Here is a 16,627-nt window from a genome sequence, read left to right as displayed (position 1 = left end):
CATGCGAAAGCCCCTACGACCGGGTCGTAGGGGCTTCGAAGTTTGGACTCCGCTGCTCGGAGCGTTCCTTGGATGAGATGGGGGGGTCCTCATTCACGACCGACATCACGAGCAGCGGAGCGCCGCCAGTTTGGCACGCTCAGATGCGCCGTCGCAATAGGTGAAGGCCCCTCCGGCGGTATTTTCTGTCGGTCGATCTGCAGGGCGGAACTCATGAGGTATCGAAAGTGCTTTTCTAGAGGACTTCGACCCTGTCATCGGCGCCGGGACCAGGAGTATGGCGGGACTGCGAATGACGATGGCGGCGGTGGTCGGCTACCCTGGACACATGCAGATGTCTGTCCTGCTTCTTAGGCAGCCGCGCTGACCCTGAGGGACACACCCCGGTCACGCGGCTACCCCTCCATGTGAGGGGCCTTTTTAGTTCTACGGAGCTTTGTTCCAGAAGCAGTCTTGACGCACGACACTCGACAAGGACGAAAGACCAATGACGCAGGAGCAGGCCGAGCAGGCGACGTACGACGTCACCGAGCTGCAGGACAAGTGGCGCCCCATCTGGGAGAAGCTGGAGCCGTTCAAGGCGGGCCAGCGAGAGGGGGCCGAGAAGCGCTACGCGCTCACGATGTTCCCCTACCCCTCCGGCGACCTGCACATGGGTCACGCCGAGGTGACCGCCCTGCACGACGTGCTGGCCCGCTACTGGTGGCTGAAGGGCTACGACGTCCTGAACCCGATCGGCTGGGACTCCTTCGGCCTGCCCGCCGAGAACGCCGCGATCAAGCGCAACGAGAACCCCGCCGGCTGGACCTACGCCAACATCGAGACCCAGGCGGAGTCGTTCAAGCGCTACGGCATCTCCTTCGACTGGTCGCGCCGTCTGCACACCTCCGACCCGGAGTACTACAAGTGGACGCAGTGGATCTTCCTGAAGCTGTACGAGGCCGGCCTGGCCTACCGCAAGAAGTCCCCGGTCAACTGGTGCCCCAACGACCAGACGGTGCTGGCCAACGAGCAGGTCGTCAACGGCGAGTGCGAGCGCTGCGGCGCGGTGGTCACCAAGCGTGACCTGACGCAGTGGTACTTCCGCACGACTGCCTATGCGGAGGAGCTGTACAACGGCCTGGACCAGCTGCAGGACACCTGGATCGGCAAGGTCGTCAACATGCAGCGCAACTGGATCGGCCGGTCCGAGGGCGCGCACGTCGACTTCGAGATCTCGCTGACCTCTGGCGAGAAGCGGACGGTGACGGTCTTCACGACCCGCCCCGACACCCTGTACGGCGCGACCTTCATGGTCGTCGCCGCCGATGCCGACCTGGCCAAGGAGATCGTTGCCCCGGAGCAGGCCGCTGCGCTGGAGGGCTACCTGGAGGACGTACGCAAGGCCTCCGACATCGACCGGCTGGCGACCGACCGTCCCAAGACCGGTGTCGACCTGGGCGTCACCGCGACCAACCCCGTCAACGGCGAGCAGATCCCGGTGTGGGCGGCCGACTACGTGCTGGCCGACTACGGCACCGGCGCGGTGATGGCCGTTCCGGCCCACGACCAGCGCGACCTGGACTTCGCCAAGGCGTTCTCGCTGCCGGTGCGCCGCGTCGTGGACGTGCCGGGCGCCGACAACCCCGAGGAGACGTACGTCGCGACCGCGGGTGACGGTGCGTACGTGAACTCCCCGCAACTGGAGGGCGTGGCCGACAAGGCCAGCGGGATCCACAAGATCATCGAGAAGCTGGAGGCCGAGGGCCACGGCAAGGGCACGATCAACTACCGGCTGCGTGACTGGCTGCTGTCGCGGCAGCGCTATTGGGGCGCGCCGATCCCGATCGTGCACTGCCCGGTCGACGGTGAGGTGGCGGTGCCGGAGGACCAGCTGCCGGTGCAGCTGCCCGATCTGGCCGGTGCCGACCTGAAGCCGAAGGGCGTCTCGCCGCTGGCGGCGGCCTCGGAGTGGGTCAACGTGTCGTGCCCGAAGTGTGGCGGTCCGGCCACGCGCGACTCGGACACGATGGACACCTTCGTGGACTCGTCGTGGTACTTCCTGCGCTACCTGTCGCCGACGGACGAGACCCAGGCGTTCTCCTCCGAGCTGGCCCGCGAGTGGGGTCCGGTCGACTTCTACCTGGGCGGCGACGAGCATGCCGTGCTGCACCTGATGTACGCCCGCTTCTTCACCAAGGCGCTGCGCGACATCGGCCTGATCGACTGGGACGAGCCGTTCTCGGCCTACCTGTCGCAGGGCAAGGTGATCAACGGCGGCAAGAAGATGTCGAAGTCGCTGGGCAACGGCGTGAACCTGTCGGACGTGCTGGAGGAGTTCGGCGTCGACGCGACCCGGCTGACCCTGGTCTTCGCCTCCCCGCCGGAGGACAACATCGACTGGGCCGACGTCTCGCCGGCGGGTTCGGTGAAGTTCCTGCAGCGGGCCTGGCGCCTGGCCGGGGACGTGACGTCTGCGCCGGGTGCGGACCTGTCTGGTGGGGACATCGCGCTGCGGCGTACGACCCACAAGACCATCGCCGAGGCCGAGCAGCTGATCGAGTCCTACCGGTTCAACGTGGTCGTGGCCCGCGTGATGGAGCTGGTCAACGCGACCCGGAAGGCGATCGACTCGGGTTGTGGCCCGGCTGATCCTGCCGTACGTGAGGCCGCGGAGACGGTCGCGATCCTGCTCTCGCTGGTCGCGCCGTACACCGCCGAGGAGATGTGGGAGCGTCTCGGGCACGAGCCGACGGTCGCGCGGGTCGCGTGGCCGACGCCTCTGCCCGAGCTGCTCGTGGAGGACGTGGTGACCGCCGTCGTGCAGATCAAGGGCAAGGTGCGTGCGCGCCTGGAGGTCTCGCCCTCGATCTCCGAGGCCGACCTGGAGGCCGCTGCGCTGGCCGACCCGACGATCGCGGCCGCGATCGAGGGTCAGACCGTACGCAAGGTCATCGTCCGCGCGCCGAAGCTGGTCAACATCGTCGTCTGATCGGCTCGGCTCGCGCTGTCGACGCGATGGCTCGATCTGTAGGCTTCTGACATGGCCCGGGTAGCGATCGTGACCGACTCGACCGCGATGCTTCCATCCGATCTCGGGGATGCCACGGAGCTGATCACATCGGTGCCGTTGCAGGTGATCGTGGATGGGACGTCGTACGACGACGGGGTCGAGGAGACCTCGCCCGAAGCGCTGCTGACGGCGTTGGCGGCGCACAAGACCGTGACGACCTCACGGCCCTCGCCGGCACTGCTGGCGGAGGCCTACGCGAAGCTCGCGGCGCAGGGCTTCGACGAGATCGTCTCCATCCACCTCTCGGCGGAGCTGAGCGCGACGTGTGAGTCCTCGATGCTCGCGGCGCGGGAGGTTTCGGTGCCGGTCGTCACGGTCGACACGCGGCTGGTCGGGCCCGGGGTCGGGTTCGCGGTGCTGGCCGCTGCTGAGGTCGCCGGTCGTGGCGGGAGTGCTGCCGAGGCGCGGGAGGCCGCGCTGGCGCGCGTTGCCGCGACTCGGTCCTACTTCTACGTCGACACGCTCGAGTATCTGCGCCGCGGCGGGCGGATCGGGGCCGCGGCGGCCCTGCTCGGGACGGCGCTGGCGGTCAAGCCGCTGCTCACGATCGAGGACGGGCGGGTCGTGCCGCACGAGCGCGTGCGTACCGCTGAGCGGGCGATCGCGCGGCTGCAGGCGCTCGGGGTGGAGGCCGGCGAGGACGTCGACGGGGTCGAGGTCGTCGTCGCCCATCTGGGCAGCCCGGACCGGGCCGCAGCGATGGCCTCGGGGCTGTGTGGTGAGCTGGACGGCAAGATCAACGGCGACGTACGTGTCGGGGAGCTGGGTGCGGTGCTCGGTGCGCACGTCGGGCCGGGGTGTGTGGCGGTCGTCGTCGGGCCTCGGCTCTGATTCCGGGCCTGATTCTGGGCCGGTTGCCGTCCACAGGGGCGGTTGAGGATCGGGTTCTCCACAGGCGCTGAGAACGCGCTCGGAACTGTCGGCGCGGGCGCATAGCTTCGGCGTCATGCGGACCCGACCGACCTCTGATCACGCCGATGCCGTCGCCCGGCGGCTGGAGCAGCTGCGCGCCGAGATCGACCCGCCGGGGGAGGAGGACGAGGGCGAGGAGGACTGGCAGCCGCCGTGGTGGGACGGGCCGAGAGCGACCGACAGCGCGGAGCTGGATCCGTTGGTGCCGGTACCGGGGCGCCACGCGTCCCGGCGTCAGGTGGTGATCTCGCCCGACGCGGTGCTGCCGGAGCCGCTGCGCGGGAGGGTGAGCCTCGGTCCCTGGCATCTCGTCGTCGTCTCGCTGGTGCTGGTCGTCGGTCTGGCGGTGGCGTGCTGGTGGATGATCCGCGCTGACCCGGAGGTGGTGCCGGCCGCCCGCGCCTCGCCCTCGGCCTCCCCGCTGGTCGCGCTGCCGACCGGCTCGGCCGCGCCCGGGAGCGCGGCCGCGACACCGTTGGGCGGAGCATCGGCCGGGACGGTGACGGTCGACGTGGAGGGCAAGGTGCCCAAGCCCGGCATCGTCGTGCTGCCGATGGGCTCGCGGGTGGTGGATGCCGTCGAGGCCGCCGGCGGGGCGTCTCACAAGCACCTCGCCGGGCTCAACCTCGCTGCCCTGCTCAGCGACGGTCAGCAGATCGTCGTGGGAGCGCCGAACGGGGGAGGTGTCGCGGTTCCCGGCTCCGGTGCCTCGGCGGCTGGTGCTCCCGGGGCTGGGGTGAGCCTCAACACCGCCTCCTTGGAGGAGCTGGAGACGTTGCCCGGGGTGGGGCCGGTGACGGCGCAGGCGATCATCGACTGGCGCACCACCAACGGCGCGTTCACCTCCGTCGACGAGCTGCTCGAGGTCGACGGGATCGGGCCGAAGACCTACGACTCGTTGGCACCTCTGGTGACGTTGTGAACGACCTGCGGCTGCCGTTTCTCGGGGCCGGTGCGTGGGCGGGGGCGTTGGCCGGACCGGTCGTGGTGGCCGGCGGACGGTCCGGGGTGGTTCTGCTGGTGGTGCTGGCTGTCGTCGTCGGCATCGGCGGTGGGTGGGCCGTTCGGAAGCGCCGCCCGACGGCGCTGGCGTTGGTGCTGATGATCGCCGGGACCGCGGTCGTCGCTGGCCTGCACGCCGCCCGGGTCAGCGACAACCCGGTGGCGGACCTGGCCGAGCGCAAGGCGCAGGTGCGGGTGATCGCCACGGTCACGACCGACCCGAAGGAGGTGCGCGGTCAGCACGCGACGTACCAGCTCCGGCGGGCCAGCGTGCGGGAGATCAGGGGCCGTGGGGTGGTCTACCGGCTGCGTACGCCGGTGGTCGTGCTCGGCGACGACGCCTGGGCGGACATCCCGCTGGGGGCGACGGTGTCGACGAACGGACGCCTGGCGAGTAGCGACTCGCACGAGGAGTCTGCTCTGCTGATCGCCGGTGAGCCGCGGGTCGTCTCCGGTCCGGGGATCTGGTGGCGAGCCTCGGAGACGCTGCGCGGTTCGATCCGGGACGCGGTGGCACACCGGCCGCCCGACCAGGCAGCGCTGGTCCCGGCGCTGGTCGACGGCGACGACACCGGCCTCTCCGACGACCTCGCGGACGACTTCCGCACGACCGGACTCACCCACCTGCTCGCGGTCTCGGGCACCAACCTGACCCTGGTGGTGGGGTTTCTGCTCATCGTGGCCCGCTGGGCCGGGGTGCGGGGGAGAGGGCTGTACGCCGTCGGCGTGCTCGGCATCCTCGGGTTCATCGTGCTCGCCCGTACGGAGCCGAGCGTGGTGCGGGCCGCCGCGATGGGTGCGGTCGGACTCCTGGCGATGACGCACAACGGACGCCAGCGAGCGCTGCGCGGGCTCGGCGCGGCGGTGATCGGGCTGCTGCTGATCGACCCGGGGCTGGCGAGGTCGATCGGGTTCACCCTCTCGGTCCTGGCCACGGCCGGCATCCTGCTCTTCGGGCCGCCGTGGCGCGACGCCCTGAGACGGTGGATGCCGCAGTGGTGCGCGGAGGCGATCGCGGTCCCGGCAGCGGCGCAGCTGGCATGCACTCCGGTGGTCGCCGCCATCTCCGGCCAGGTCAGCCTCGTCGCAGTGCTCGCCAACCTGCTCGTCGAGCCCGCTGTCGCTCCCGCGACGGTGCTCGGGCTCCTGGGAGGTCTGCTCGGGCTGGTCTGGGATCCGCTCGGCATGGTCGCCGGCACGATCGCGACCTGGTGCGTCGCCTGGATCATCGCGGTGGCTCGCTTCGGTGCCGGGCTGCCGACCGCGGAGGTCGGCTGGGCGACCGGGCCGAAGGCCCTCGCGGTGCTGATCGTCATCTGTGCCGCGATCGCTTTCCTGGCGCCTCGGATCCTGCGGCATCCGGTCACCGGGGTGGCCGGATGCCTGGTGCTGCTCGCGGTCGCGCTGGTGCGGTTGCCGAGCCCGGGCTGGCCGCCGCCGGGGTGGGTGCTCGTGATGTGCGACGTGGGACAAGGAGACGCCCTGGTGGTGCGCACCGGGGCGGGCAGCGCCGTCGTCGTGGACGCCGGCCCCGACCCGGGCCTCGTCGACGACTGTCTCGACCGCCTCGAGATCGAGGAGGTTCCGCTCGCCGTGATCACCCACTTCCACGCCGACCACGTCAACGGCGTCGAGGGTGTCTTCGCCGGGCGGCAGGTCGGTGAGCTGTGGACCTCGCGGCTCCAGGACCCGCCCGAGGGGGTGCGGGTCCTCGGCGAGGCCGCTGGTGCGGCCGGGGTGGTGCCGGTCCCGGCTCCCTACGCGGCCACGACCACCATCGGCGAGGTGCGGATCCAGGTGCTCTGGCCGACGAGCGATTCCGACACCCGCGGCCCCGGGGACGGCTCCACCGCCAACGACGCGAGCGTGGTCCTCCTCATCGAGTCCCGTGGCCTTCGTCTGCTGCTGACCGGCGACATCGAGCCGGAGGGACAGGACCAGCTCGCCGACGACCTGGCCGAGCTCGACATCGACGTGCTCAAGGTGCCCCACCACGGCTCTCGCTACCAGGATCTCGACTGGCTGCGTACGCTGCGAGCGCAGGTCGCGCTCACTTCGGTCGGTGCCGGCAACGACTACGGCCATCCCGCCACGGCCACGGTCCAGGGGCTCGAGGAGAGCGGCACCGAGGTCTACCGCACCGACCGCGACGGCTCGGTCGCGGTCGTCGAGTCGGGAGGTGAGGTGGCCGTGGTGACGCAATAACTGTCGGTGCCGTGTGGGAGGGTTTGAGCATGGCACGCACCGCCTCCGCCCCGAGTCCCACCGGCAACCTGTTTGCCGCCGACGTCATGGGTCGGGTGACGCTCGTGACCGGCAAGGAGGAGTTCCTGGGGGAGCGTACGGTCGCGTCGGCGAAGGCCGCGGTCAAGGCCTACGACGCCGAGGCGGAGGTCTCCGAGGCGACCGCCGCCGACCTGACGCTGGCGACGCTCGGCGAGCTGAGCGCACCGTCGCTCTTCTCGAGCATCCGCTGCGTGGTGGTGCGCAACCTGGAGAACCTGCCAGACGAGTCGGTCGCGGGCCTGGTGGACTATGCCGGGATGCCGTCGGAGGAGGTAGCGCTCGTCCTCGTCCACGGTGGTGGGCAGAAGGGCAGCGGCACCCTCGCCAAGCTCCGCAAGCTCCCGAAGGTGACCGAGCACAAGTCCGTGGAGCTGAAGGGGCGCGAATTCGGCAGCTTCGTGAAGGCCGAGCTGAGGCTGCACGGAGCGACCCTCGACGAGGAGGGCGCCGAGTTCCTGATCCAGGCCGTCGGCCAGGATCTCCGCGCCCTGTCCGCCGCGGCGAGCCAGCTCGCCAACGACAACGAGGCGAAGCGACTGAGCCTCGAGCACGTGAAGCAGTACTTCGGCGGCCGCGCCGAGGTGAAGAACTATGTGATCGCCGACGCGATCATCTCCGGAGACCGGGTCAAGGCCCTCGAGGAGATCCGCTGGGCCCTCGACACCGGCTCCTCCCCGGTCTACGTCCTCTCCGCCGTGGCCGGCCAGCTGCGCACCGTCGCCAACCACGTCGCCGGCATCCGAGACAGCGGCGCCCCGCCCTGGAAGCAGAAGTCCATCGCCGGCCTGGCCCGCGGCTGGTCCCGCGAAGCCATCGGCGAGGCCCTCCGCTCGGTCGCCCGAGCCGATGCCGACCTCAAGGGCGCCGCCAGCGACCCGGCGTACACGCTCGAGCGTCTCGTCCTCACCATCGCCGCCCTCCGCCAGCGCTGACCCCGCCGAGGCGTCACCCCGGTCGGCCGAGACGTCACCCCGGTCGGCCGAGACGTCACCCCGGTCGGCCGAGACGTCACCCCGGTCGGCCGAGACGTCACCCCGGTCGGCCGAGACGGCACCCCGGTCGGCCGAGATGGCAATGAGATGCCTTCTCGGCCGACGTACGTGACGTCTCGACCAGCGCGAGCGACGCCTCGACCAACGGGGGCGACGCCTCGGCCGATGCTTGCTGCCGAATCTGCAGTTGTGGCGTGCCGAATCTGTAGGTGTGGGGATCGAAACTGTAGGTGTGGGGATCGAAACTCGACTTTCGTCCCCCATAGCTGCGGACTCGTCGCCCACAACTGCAGGCTCGGCTCGCCAGAACTACAGATTCGGCTCGCCAGAAGTGCCCACTCGGCCGACGTACGTGACGTCTCGACCGACGTACCTGACTTCTCGGCAAATGCGAAAGCCCCCGTCGCGGAGGACGGGGGCTTCGGTGGGGCTTACCTCAGAGCGAGGAAGCCTTCTTGGCGATCGCCGACTTGCGGTTGGCGGCCTGGTTCTTGTGGATGACGCCCTTGGAGACGGCCTTGTCGAGCTTCTTGGTGGCGACCTTGGCGGTCTCGACCGCAGCGTCCTTCTCGCCGGCCTCGGCGGCGGCGTGGAACTTGCGGATGACGGTCTTGAGCTCGCTCTTGACGGCCTTGTTGCGCTCGTGCGCCTTCTCGTTCTGCTTGTTGCGCTTGATCTGCGACTTGATGTTCGCCATGGGTGAATGATCTCCAGTGCTTCGACGTGTGGTGGTGCGAGCTCTCAATCCGGCCCCTCGGGGAAATGAGAGGGGAGAGGCCTACGCGAACACGCTTGCGGTCAAGATTACAGACTCGCGTGGTTTGGCCTCAAATCGCCGTACCTCACCTAGCTACTCCGGGGTAGGCTGTCGTGATCTCGGTCACGAGATTTCCGGCGGAACCCCCTGTTGCGGCTCGGCTCCAGCGTCTAGGGTCCCCCGCGCGGTCCCTCTCGTGCTTACCGCCCACCGTTCACCCCCACGCACACACTGCAGGCCAGGAGAATCATGCCGACCCAGTCCGCGACCGATCTCGCATTCCTCGACGAGATGCCGGCGAACTTCGCCCTTCACTTCCTCAACCGGGTCAAGGCCACCCCGAATGCGGAGGCTTTCCGCTATCCCGTGGTCGGCTCGACGACCGAGGCAGGCGGGGAGGAGTGGAAGTCGCTGACCTGGAAGGAGGCCAGCGACCTGGCCAGCCGCCTTGCCGCGGGCCTGGTCTCGCTCGGCCTCGAGCTCGAGCAGCGGGTCGGCATCGCCTCGACGACCCGCTACGAGTGGATCATCGCCGACCTCGCGGTGATGCTCGCCGGCGGCGCCACCACGACGGTCTACCCGACGACCAACGTCGAGGACACCGCCTACATCCTCGGCGACGCCGGGTGCCGCTTCGTCTTCGCCGAGGACGACGGCCAGCTCGCCAAGATCGCCGAGAAGGCCGCCGACCTGCCCGAGATCGTCAAGGTCATCACCTTCGACGGGGCGACCGACGGTGAGCGGGTCATCGGCCTGGACGACCTGGCCGCGATCGGCGACAAGTACCTCGCCGACCACCCGGACGTGATCGAGGAGACCGCCGCCAAGATCACCGCGGATCACCTGGCCACGCTGGTCTACACCTCGGGCACCACCGGCCGGCCCAAGGGCGTGCGCCTGCTCCACCGCGCGTGGGTCTACGAGGGCGAGGCCGTCCGGGTCCAGGGCGACGTGCTCGGCCCCGACGACCTGCAGTTCCTGTGGCTGCCGATGTCCCACGTGTTCGGCAAGGTGCTGCTCTCGATCCAGATCGCCTGCGGCTTCCCGACCGCGATCGATGGCCGGATGGACAAGATCGTCGACAACCTGGCGATCGTGAAGCCGACCTTCATGGGTGCGGCCCCGCGCATCTTCGAGAAGGTTCACGCCAAGATCACGATGATGGTCGAGAACGACGGTGGCGTGAAGAAGAAGCTCTTCGACGCCGCCTTCGCCAACGGCATCGCCCGCGACCGGCTGCAGCGCGAGGGCAAGTCCGTGCCGACCACCATGGCTCTCAAGCACGCGGTGCTCGACAAGCTCGTGCTCGGCAAGGTCCGTGACCGGTTCGGTGGGCGCGTACGTTTCTTCATCTCTGGCTCCGCCCCGCTCAACCGCGACATCGCCGAGTGGTTCCGCGCCGCCGGGATCCTGATCATGGAGGGCTACGGCTCGACGGAGAACGCCGCGGGCGCGGCCGTCGGCACCCTGACGGAGAACAAGCTCGGCACCGTCGGCAAGGCGTTCCCGGGCAGCGAGGTGAAGATCGGCGAGAACGACGAGCTGCTCATCCGCGGCCCGCACGTGATGCCGGGCTACCACAACCTGCCCGAGGAGACCGCCAAGGCGCTCGACGCCGAGGGCTGGTACCACACCGGCGACAAGGCCTCGATCGACGACGAGGGTTACATCACCATCACCGGCCGGATCAAGGAGCTCTTCAAGACCTCGGGCGGCAAGTACGTCGCGCCGCCGGCGATCGAGTCGAAGTTCGCCGCGCTGTGCCCCTACACCAGCCAGTTCCTCGTCTTCGGTGCCAACCGCAACTTCGTCAGCGCGCTGATCGCGCTCGACCCCGAGGCGATCACCGCCTGGGGCGCGGCCAACGGGCTGGAGGGGAAGTCCTACGAGGAGATCGTCACCTCGCCGCAGGTGCGCGAGCTGATCGGCGGCTACGTCGACGAGCTCAACGCGAGCCTCAACCGCTGGGAGACCATCAAGAAGTGGGAGATCCTCGAGCACGACCTGACCGTCGAGGGCGGTGAGCTGACCCCGTCGCTGAAGGTGAAGCGCAACGTCGTCGAGGCGAAGGAGCAGGCGCGGATCGACGCGTTCTACGCCGGGTCCTGATCCTCCGGGTCCCAGCCCCGGCGCTCCGCCAGCCAGTCCAGACACACCTCGCCCTGCCACCGCTGCATCCTGCGGAGGTGGGGCGAGGTCGTCTTGACCGGCTGGTCGGCGGCGGCCAGGAAGTAGCCGGCGAAGAGGGCCAGGACGGAGTCGATCGCCTCCGGTGCGGCCTGCGACAGCAGCGGATGGGCGGCCAGGAACGACTCGGCGTCGAGGCCGTCGCCGCGCGGCCCGACCAGCAGCAGGAGCGAGTCGATCCAGTCGGCGCCGAGGACCGGCCAGGTCCACTCGACCAGCAGGACGCCACCGTCGGGTCGGATGAGGATGGTGTCGTCGCGTACGTCCAGGTGGACCAGCGTCTCGCCGGCGGTGTGCTCCGCGAAACCCGCTGCGAGGGAGGCCGCCCGGTCGGCATGCGGGTAGCCGGCGACCCGGTCCCACAGTCCCGGATAGGCGGCGTGCTCCTCGGCGAAGGTCGGCCAGCCCATGCCCGGGGCCGGGGTGAGCGCGGCGGCGGTCTCGACCAGCGCCTGCGAGACGAGCTCGAGATCGGCGGCGGTCCACGGCCTCGAGGGCAGCCGCGCCTCGACGTGCTCGAAGGCCAGGACGACCCACTCGCCGTCGTCGAACCACTTCAGCTTCGGGGCGGGGACCCAGCCGGCGAGCTTCTTCAGCTTCGCGGCCTCCTCGCGGTGGATCGCCGCGGAGTCGCGCTGGGCCTTCGCGGAGGCCGCCTTGACGAAGTGCTGGGAGCCGTCCTGGCAGGTCAACAACGAGGCGAACCCCGGGGTGAAACCGGCTCCGTCCGACTCCGCCGACACCACCGGCCCACCGCCGAGCCGCTTCTCGATCGCGGACCGCAGGAACGGCGGCAGGTGGGCCCACTCGAGGCGGCGGGCGGTCTGCCCGTGTGGGATGTTCGTCGGGATCGCGGTCACGACGAACATCCTTGTGTACGCCGCCCCGGATGCGCTACTGAGACATCGGCGGCTGGTCGAACTGCCCGGCGGCCTTGCCGGTGGCGACGTCCCAGGCGGCCACGCCGGCCTCGGTCGAGGCGGTGTAGAGGGTCGTGCCGTCGGGGCTGAAGATGACGTTCGACCCTGTCGGCGCCGTCCGGGTGACGTCACGGGTTCCGCCTGCACCGCCGAGCGCTCGGGGCGCCCAGAGCTGCAGCCGGGTCTCGTCGACGTTCGGGCCGTCGCCACCGTTGCTCGCAGCGGCGAGCGAACGAGAGTCCGGAGAGAACGCGATCGCGGCGGCGTCGAAACCGGGGAGGCTCTCCACCGCTTTGAACGTCTTGGCGTCCCAGATGGTGGGAGATCCGCTGGTGGTCACCCCGGCGATCCAGCGCCCGTCCGGGCTCCAGACCGGGTCGGCGCCGCCGGCGGCTGCGACGGTGCCGACCTCGTCGCCCGAGTCGGCATCGAGGACCGAGACGCTGTCGCCGGAGGCAACCGCCACCAGGTCGCCGTCGGGGCTGAACGAGATCGATCCGATCCCGTTGTCGAGATCGGTGCTCGCCACCTCGTCGCCGTCCTCGACCGACCAGATGATCAGGTCACCCTCGAGCCCGGCGCCGGCCACGAGCCGACCGTCGGGGCTGAACGCGATCTCGCCGACCGGGCTGGCGTCGGTGACCTTCGGGTTCGGCAGACCCTCGAGCCGCTGGACCTCCTCGTCGCCGTCGACCTCGACCAGCGCGATGTCCGAGCAGCCGACCTTCCTCGCGACCAGCGTGAGGTCGGAGGTGATGGCTGCATAGCCGGTCTCGGAGACCGTCTCGTACGCACCGCCGGCGGCACCCCAGCGGCAGGTGCCGTCGGTGCAGCTGGCGACGATCTGCTGCCCGTCGGTGGTCAGCGAGCCGGCCACGAGCCGGCTCGGGATGACCGCGGCGGCCAGGCTGATCGGGGTCGTCCCGAGCGAGGAGATGTCGCAGCCGTCCCGGTCGGGGTCGCCGGCGCATCCGGCCAGGAGCGCGGCGGCGAGCACGCCGACGATCGGGACGCTGAGGACGTACGTTCGGGGTTTCATCGGTCCTTCTGGGGATCAGGCGAACGAGGTGACGTCGAAGTGGACGACGGTGCCGTCGGTGCAGGTGAGGCGGTCGAGTCGACGGCCTCCGGTCTCGACGAGGTCCTGGCGGTCGCGGACCTTGTCGAGTGCTCGGAGCATGTCGTACTCGTCGTTGATACGCAGCACCGACCACGGATGTTGCTCGCTGCCGTCGCCGGTGGAGCGGATGCTGCGCAGCGCGGCCCGGGCGACCTGGCGCTCGCGCGCCGCGGCCCGATCATCCCCGGATCCTGCCAGCGCGGTGGCCATCCGCAGATGCGCCGAGGGGCTGAAGATCGCCCCCGGCATGGCCCGCTTCAGCTCGACGGCGGCCGCGGCGTACGACCCCTCGGCGAGCAGCCTGTCGACCGAGTCGAGGTCGAGGTCGGGGGTGAAGCCGGCCGAGCCGCGGACCGCGCGGCGAAGCGGTCCGAGCGTCTCGGGGCCGGGATCGTCGAGGTAGGCGGTGACCAGATCGGCGTACGTCGTCATCGCGACTCCTCCAGGATCCGGTTGAACTCCTCCTCGCTGAGGTTGTTCAGGTAGTCGCGGCCGGCGTTGCGGGCGTCCTTCTCGACGGGCTGGTTGTAGTACTCGTCGAACGTGGCGCCGTTGTCGGTGCTCTTGTAGTCGTCGAAGTTCTCCTCCCACTCCTCGGCCTGTTGCTCGGTGATCCCGTCGGCCTTGTGCTCGTCGAAGGGGTCGTCCTCCCACCAGAACTGCCAGTCGTTCTTGTCGTCGATGGCCTCGTGCTGGCGGCCGTGACGGACCTCGTGGGCCACGGTGTTGATCAGCTGGCCGGGATCGTCGAGCACGTTGGGGTTGAGCGCCATCGTGGGCTCTTCGTCGTTCCAGTAGCCGTAGGTGATGCTGCCGTCGTCCCAGGTGTCGTTGCCCAGGTCGCTCCAGTCGATGGTGGGCATGTCGACGCCGCTCTCGGCGGCGATCTTCTTGACCATCTCCTCCAGCACGGCCTTGCGCTCCTCGATGCTGAGCGTCTCCCACTTCTCCGCGATGGCCGGGTCGATCTTGCCGTACTCGTCGCCCTGCTCGTCGATCCCGGTCGGCAGGCCGCGCGCGAGGATGGCGTCGACACCGACCGCCTTGGCGAGGGCCTTCTCGATCTCGTCGGCGAGCTCCTGGGCGATGGTCTGGCGGCTGTTGCCCCACTCCTCCGCCTCGAAACGGCTCTTGAACGTCGGTGGGGTGGCGGTGCTGGTGACCGAGCCGTCGTCGCCGACGGTGAACTCCTGGGTCTTGGCCCGGTCGAGGATGCCGGTGACGAGGCGCTCGATGGCCTCGACCTCGGGCTCGGCGGTGTAGAGCGCCTTCTGCATCTCCTGCTTGGCGGTGATGTGGGTGCCGAGGTCCTTGACGAGAGTGTCGCGGTGGCCTCGGGCGGCGTCGGCGGCGGCTCCGGTCCAGGACTTGGCGACACCGTTGGCCTCGAGCTCGTCGCGGCTGGTCTCCAGGTTGCGGAGGTCGGCCTTGAGCCCGTCGCCGGCGTCACCGAGCGGTGCGGCCTTCCAGGTCTTGACCTGGCCGAACGTGATCGCCATCAGACGAGGGCGGTCGCGTCGAAGTGAGCGAAGGTCCCGTCGGTGCAGGTGTGGCGGTCGATACGCCGACCGTCGGCCTCCAGGAGATCCTGGCGGCCGGGCACCTTGTTGAGGGCGCGGAGCAGGTCGTACTCGTCGCTGATCCGCAGCACCGTCCAGGGGTGCTCCTCGGTGCCGTCGCCGGTCGCCCGGATGCTCCGCAGCGCGGCGCTGGCCACCTGACGCTCGCGGGCCGCGGAGCGCTCCTCACCGGAGCGCTCCAGCGCGGTCGCCAGCCGAAGGTGGGCCGACGGGCTGAAGATCGCGCCGGGCATGAGGGCGCGCAGCGCGGTCGCGGCCTCGGCGTAGGCGCCCTCGGCGAGCAGCTTGTCGACCGCACGCAGGTCGAGGTCGACGGTGAAGTTGGCGGAGTTGCGGACCGCGCGGCGCAGCGGGGCAAGCGTCTCGGGACCGGGGTCGTCGAGGTAGGCGGTGACCAGGTCGGCGTACGTCGTCATTTCGACTCCTTCAGGAGGCGGTCGAGCTCAGCGGGCGTCAGGTTGTCGAGGTATTCGCGGCCGGACTTGCGGGCATCGGCCTCGACGGGCTGGTTGTAGTACTCCTCGTAGGTGTCGCCGTTGTCCGTGCTCTTGTAGTCGTCGAAGTTGTCTTCCCACTCCTCGGCCTGCTTCTCGGTGATGCCGTCCTCCTCGTGCATGTCGAAGGGGTCGTCCTCCCACCAGAACTGGAAGTCGTTGTTGTCGTCGATCGCCTCGTACTGCCGGGCATGGCGCATCTCGTGAGCCACGGTGTGCAGGATGTCGGGATTGTCCACATTGCCCGGATTGAGGTGCACGGTGTGGTCGTCCTCGCTCCAGAAGCCGTTGGTGCTGCCCTGCGCGTCCCAGACGATGTCCTCGACATCGACGCCGTACTCCTCGGCGAGCTCCTCGATCTTCTGGTCGATGATCGCCTTGCGCTCGGCATCGGTGAGCTGCGCCCACCGCTCGGCGGTCTCGGGGGAGGCCATGCCGCGCTCGTCACGGGTGTGATCGAGATCCTTGTCGGTGCCGGTCGGGATGCCGTCGGTGAGGATCTGGTCCACGCCGGCCGCCTTGGCGAGGGCGTCGGTGATGTCGTCGGCGAGCTCTTGGGCGATGGTCTGGCGGCTGTTGCCCCATTCCTCGGCCTCGTAGCGGTTGTGGAAGGTGGGCGGCGTGGCGGTGCTGGTCACCGAGCCGTCGTCGCCGACGGTGAACTCCTGGGTCTTGGCCCGGTCCAGGATGCCCTGGACGAGACGCTCGATGGCCTCGACCTCGGGCTCGGCGGCATAGAGCGCCTTCTGCATCTGCTGCTTGCCGGTGATGTGGCCGCTCAGCTGTGTGACCAGGCTGTCCCGGTGGCCCCTGGCCGCGTCGGCGGCGGCGCCGGTCCAGGACTTGGCCACGCCGTTGGCCTCGAGCTCGTCGCGGCTGGTCTCCAGCTTGCGGAGGTCGGCCTTGAGGCCGTCGCCGGCGTCGCCCAACGGCGCCGCCTTCCAGGTCTTGACCTGGCCGAACGTGATCGCCATCAGTTGGGGCCCATGACCTTTCCGCCCTTCTGGCCGGCCGCGGCGTCGGCGGCCTCGAACTCGTTGAGCGCCTTCTGCATCTCCGCGGCGAGCTTCTGCGAGCTGTCGGCTGCGGCCTTGGTCTCATCGGTCCAGCGGGTGCCGAGATCGGTCATGTAGCCGACCGACTCCGCCCCCGGGACCGCAGCGCCCGCCTTGGTCAGATGGCCGGCGGAATCGGCTTTGCGTACGGCACTCTCGGCGTCCGTGGCGATGCCGATGGATGCCTTCATGTCCTTGGGGACGACATGAATTTCGCTCATGGTCTGCTGGTCCTCCTGGGCCCGAACGGGAGACGGCTAGGGCGTGTCT

General features: G+C 69.6%; 14 protein-coding genes. 6 read left to right on the top strand and 8 right to left on the bottom strand.

Annotated features, from left to right (window positions below; genetic code table 11):
• Nucleotides 1–487 precede the first annotated feature (487 nt).
• The 5 genes from leuS (at nt 488) to holA (ending at nt 8,184) form a co-directional block, all read left to right on the top strand.
• A complete protein-coding gene (leuS, locus tag ACIRON_RS12920) occupies nt 488–2,971 on the top strand; it encodes a leucine--tRNA ligase (RefSeq protein WP_402992698.1) in 2,484 nt (827 codons plus the stop codon).
• 51 nt (nt 2,972–3,022) lie between these two features.
• Entirely contained in the window at nt 3,023–3,883 is an 861-nt protein-coding gene (locus ACIRON_RS12915; RefSeq protein WP_402992697.1) for a DegV family protein, read from the top strand.
• A 115-nt stretch (nt 3,884–3,998) separates the two neighbouring features.
• On the top strand, nt 3,999–4,886 hold the full coding sequence (locus tag ACIRON_RS12910) for a helix-hairpin-helix domain-containing protein (protein WP_402992696.1): 888 nt from the start codon (nt 3,999–4,001) through the stop codon (nt 4,884–4,886).
• The gene (locus tag ACIRON_RS12905; protein ID WP_402992695.1) at nt 4,883–7,171 is read left to right on the top strand and encodes a ComEC/Rec2 family competence protein; all 2,289 of its coding nucleotides are present in this window, start codon (nt 4,883–4,885) and stop codon (nt 7,169–7,171) included. Before ACIRON_RS12910 ends, ACIRON_RS12905 begins: the two co-directional genes overlap by 4 nt.
• 29 nt (nt 7,172–7,200) lie before the next feature.
• Nucleotides 7,201–8,184 (top strand): DNA polymerase III subunit delta, encoded by a 984-nt coding sequence (gene holA / locus ACIRON_RS12900; RefSeq protein ID WP_402992694.1) that lies wholly within the window; start codon nt 7,201–7,203, stop codon nt 8,182–8,184.
• Between the two features lie 496 nt (nt 8,185–8,680).
• Here the strand turns inward: holA and rpsT are convergent, their stop codons facing one another.
• A complete protein-coding gene (gene rpsT, locus ACIRON_RS12895; RefSeq protein ID WP_091048431.1) occupies nt 8,681–8,941 on the bottom strand; it encodes a 30S ribosomal protein S20 in 261 nt (86 codons plus the stop codon).
• A 309-nt stretch (nt 8,942–9,250) separates the two neighbouring features.
• Between rpsT and ACIRON_RS12890 the strand changes: the two genes are divergently transcribed.
• Nucleotides 9,251–11,110: an AMP-dependent synthetase/ligase gene (locus ACIRON_RS12890; protein ID WP_402992693.1), complete on the top strand. Its 1,860-nt coding sequence runs from the start codon at nt 9,251–9,253 to the stop codon at nt 11,108–11,110.
• On the opposite strand, the gene ACIRON_RS12885 is transcribed toward ACIRON_RS12890, so the two are convergent.
• From ACIRON_RS12885 to ACIRON_RS12855, 7 genes are read right to left on the bottom strand one after another with little or no spacing between them, the layout of a single operon-like run.
• Nucleotides 11,095–12,048 carry a hypothetical protein gene (locus tag ACIRON_RS12885; RefSeq protein WP_402992692.1) on the bottom strand — a complete coding sequence of 318 codons (954 nt, stop codon included), beginning with the start codon at nt 12,046–12,048 and terminating at the stop codon, nt 11,095–11,097. The two genes, ACIRON_RS12890 and ACIRON_RS12885, sit on opposite strands and share 16 nt — an antisense overlap.
• Nucleotides 12,049–12,082: 34 nt before the next feature.
• Nucleotides 12,083–13,147 (bottom strand): WD40 repeat domain-containing protein, encoded by a 1,065-nt coding sequence (locus ACIRON_RS12880; RefSeq protein WP_402992691.1) that lies wholly within the window; start codon nt 13,145–13,147, stop codon nt 12,083–12,085.
• A gap of 15 nt (nt 13,148–13,162) precedes the next feature.
• Nucleotides 13,163–13,660 (bottom strand): DUF4919 domain-containing protein, encoded by a 498-nt coding sequence (locus ACIRON_RS12875; protein ID WP_402992690.1) that lies wholly within the window; start codon nt 13,658–13,660, stop codon nt 13,163–13,165.
• Entirely contained in the window at nt 13,657–14,727 is a 1,071-nt protein-coding gene (locus tag ACIRON_RS12870) for a hypothetical protein (protein ID WP_402992689.1), read from the bottom strand. The genes ACIRON_RS12875 and ACIRON_RS12870 overlap by 4 nt, the downstream gene beginning before the upstream one ends.
• On the bottom strand, nt 14,727–15,224 hold the full coding sequence (locus ACIRON_RS12865) for a DUF4919 domain-containing protein (protein WP_091048445.1): 498 nt from the start codon (nt 15,222–15,224) through the stop codon (nt 14,727–14,729). The genes ACIRON_RS12870 and ACIRON_RS12865 overlap by 1 nt, the downstream gene beginning before the upstream one ends.
• Nucleotides 15,221–16,276 carry a hypothetical protein gene (locus tag ACIRON_RS12860; protein ID WP_402992688.1) on the bottom strand — a complete coding sequence of 352 codons (1,056 nt, stop codon included), beginning with the start codon at nt 16,274–16,276 and terminating at the stop codon, nt 15,221–15,223. Before ACIRON_RS12860 ends, ACIRON_RS12865 begins: the two co-directional genes overlap by 4 nt.
• Nucleotides 16,276–16,578, bottom strand: a complete 303-nt coding sequence (locus ACIRON_RS12855) for a hypothetical protein (RefSeq protein ID WP_402992687.1) — start codon at nt 16,576–16,578, stop codon at nt 16,276–16,278. The genes ACIRON_RS12860 and ACIRON_RS12855 overlap by 1 nt, the downstream gene beginning before the upstream one ends.
• Between the last annotated feature and the right edge of the window lie 49 nt (nt 16,579–16,627).

The organism is Nocardioides sp. NPDC101246 (genome assembly GCF_044767415.1).
Taxonomy (GTDB): Bacteria; Actinomycetota; Actinomycetes; order Propionibacteriales; family Nocardioidaceae; genus Nocardioides.
The sequence above is the reverse complement of the archived record's forward strand: the minus strand, read 5'-3'. Positions and strand labels throughout refer to the sequence as shown.

Coding starts and splice junctions, on each gene's coding strand:
- leuS (WP_402992698.1), top strand. CDS start 488: ATGACGCAGGAGCAGGCCGAGCAGGCGACGTACGACGTCACCGAGCTG.
- ACIRON_RS12915 (WP_402992697.1), top strand. CDS start 3,023: ATGGCCCGGGTAGCGATCGTGACCGACTCGACCGCGATGCTTCCATCC.
- ACIRON_RS12910 (WP_402992696.1), top strand. CDS start 3,999: ATGCGGACCCGACCGACCTCTGATCACGCCGATGCCGTCGCCCGGCGG.
- holA (WP_402992694.1), top strand. CDS start 7,201: ATGGCACGCACCGCCTCCGCCCCGAGTCCCACCGGCAACCTGTTTGCC.
- rpsT (WP_091048431.1), bottom strand. CDS start 8,941: ATGGCGAACATCAAGTCGCAGATCAAGCGCAACAAGCAGAACGAGAAG.
- ACIRON_RS12890 (WP_402992693.1), top strand. CDS start 9,251: ATGCCGACCCAGTCCGCGACCGATCTCGCATTCCTCGACGAGATGCCG.
- ACIRON_RS12880 (WP_402992691.1), bottom strand. CDS start 13,147: ATGAAACCCCGAACGTACGTCCTCAGCGTCCCGATCGTCGGCGTGCTC.
- ACIRON_RS12875 (WP_402992690.1), bottom strand. CDS start 13,660: ATGACGACGTACGCCGATCTGGTCACCGCCTACCTCGACGATCCCGGC.
- ACIRON_RS12870 (WP_402992689.1), bottom strand. CDS start 14,727: ATGGCGATCACGTTCGGCCAGGTCAAGACCTGGAAGGCCGCACCGCTC.
- ACIRON_RS12865 (WP_091048445.1), bottom strand. CDS start 15,224: ATGACGACGTACGCCGACCTGGTCACCGCCTACCTCGACGACCCCGGT.
- ACIRON_RS12860 (WP_402992688.1), bottom strand. CDS start 16,276: ATGGCGATCACGTTCGGCCAGGTCAAGACCTGGAAGGCGGCGCCGTTG.
- ACIRON_RS12855 (WP_402992687.1), bottom strand. CDS start 16,578: ATGAGCGAAATTCATGTCGTCCCCAAGGACATGAAGGCATCCATCGGC.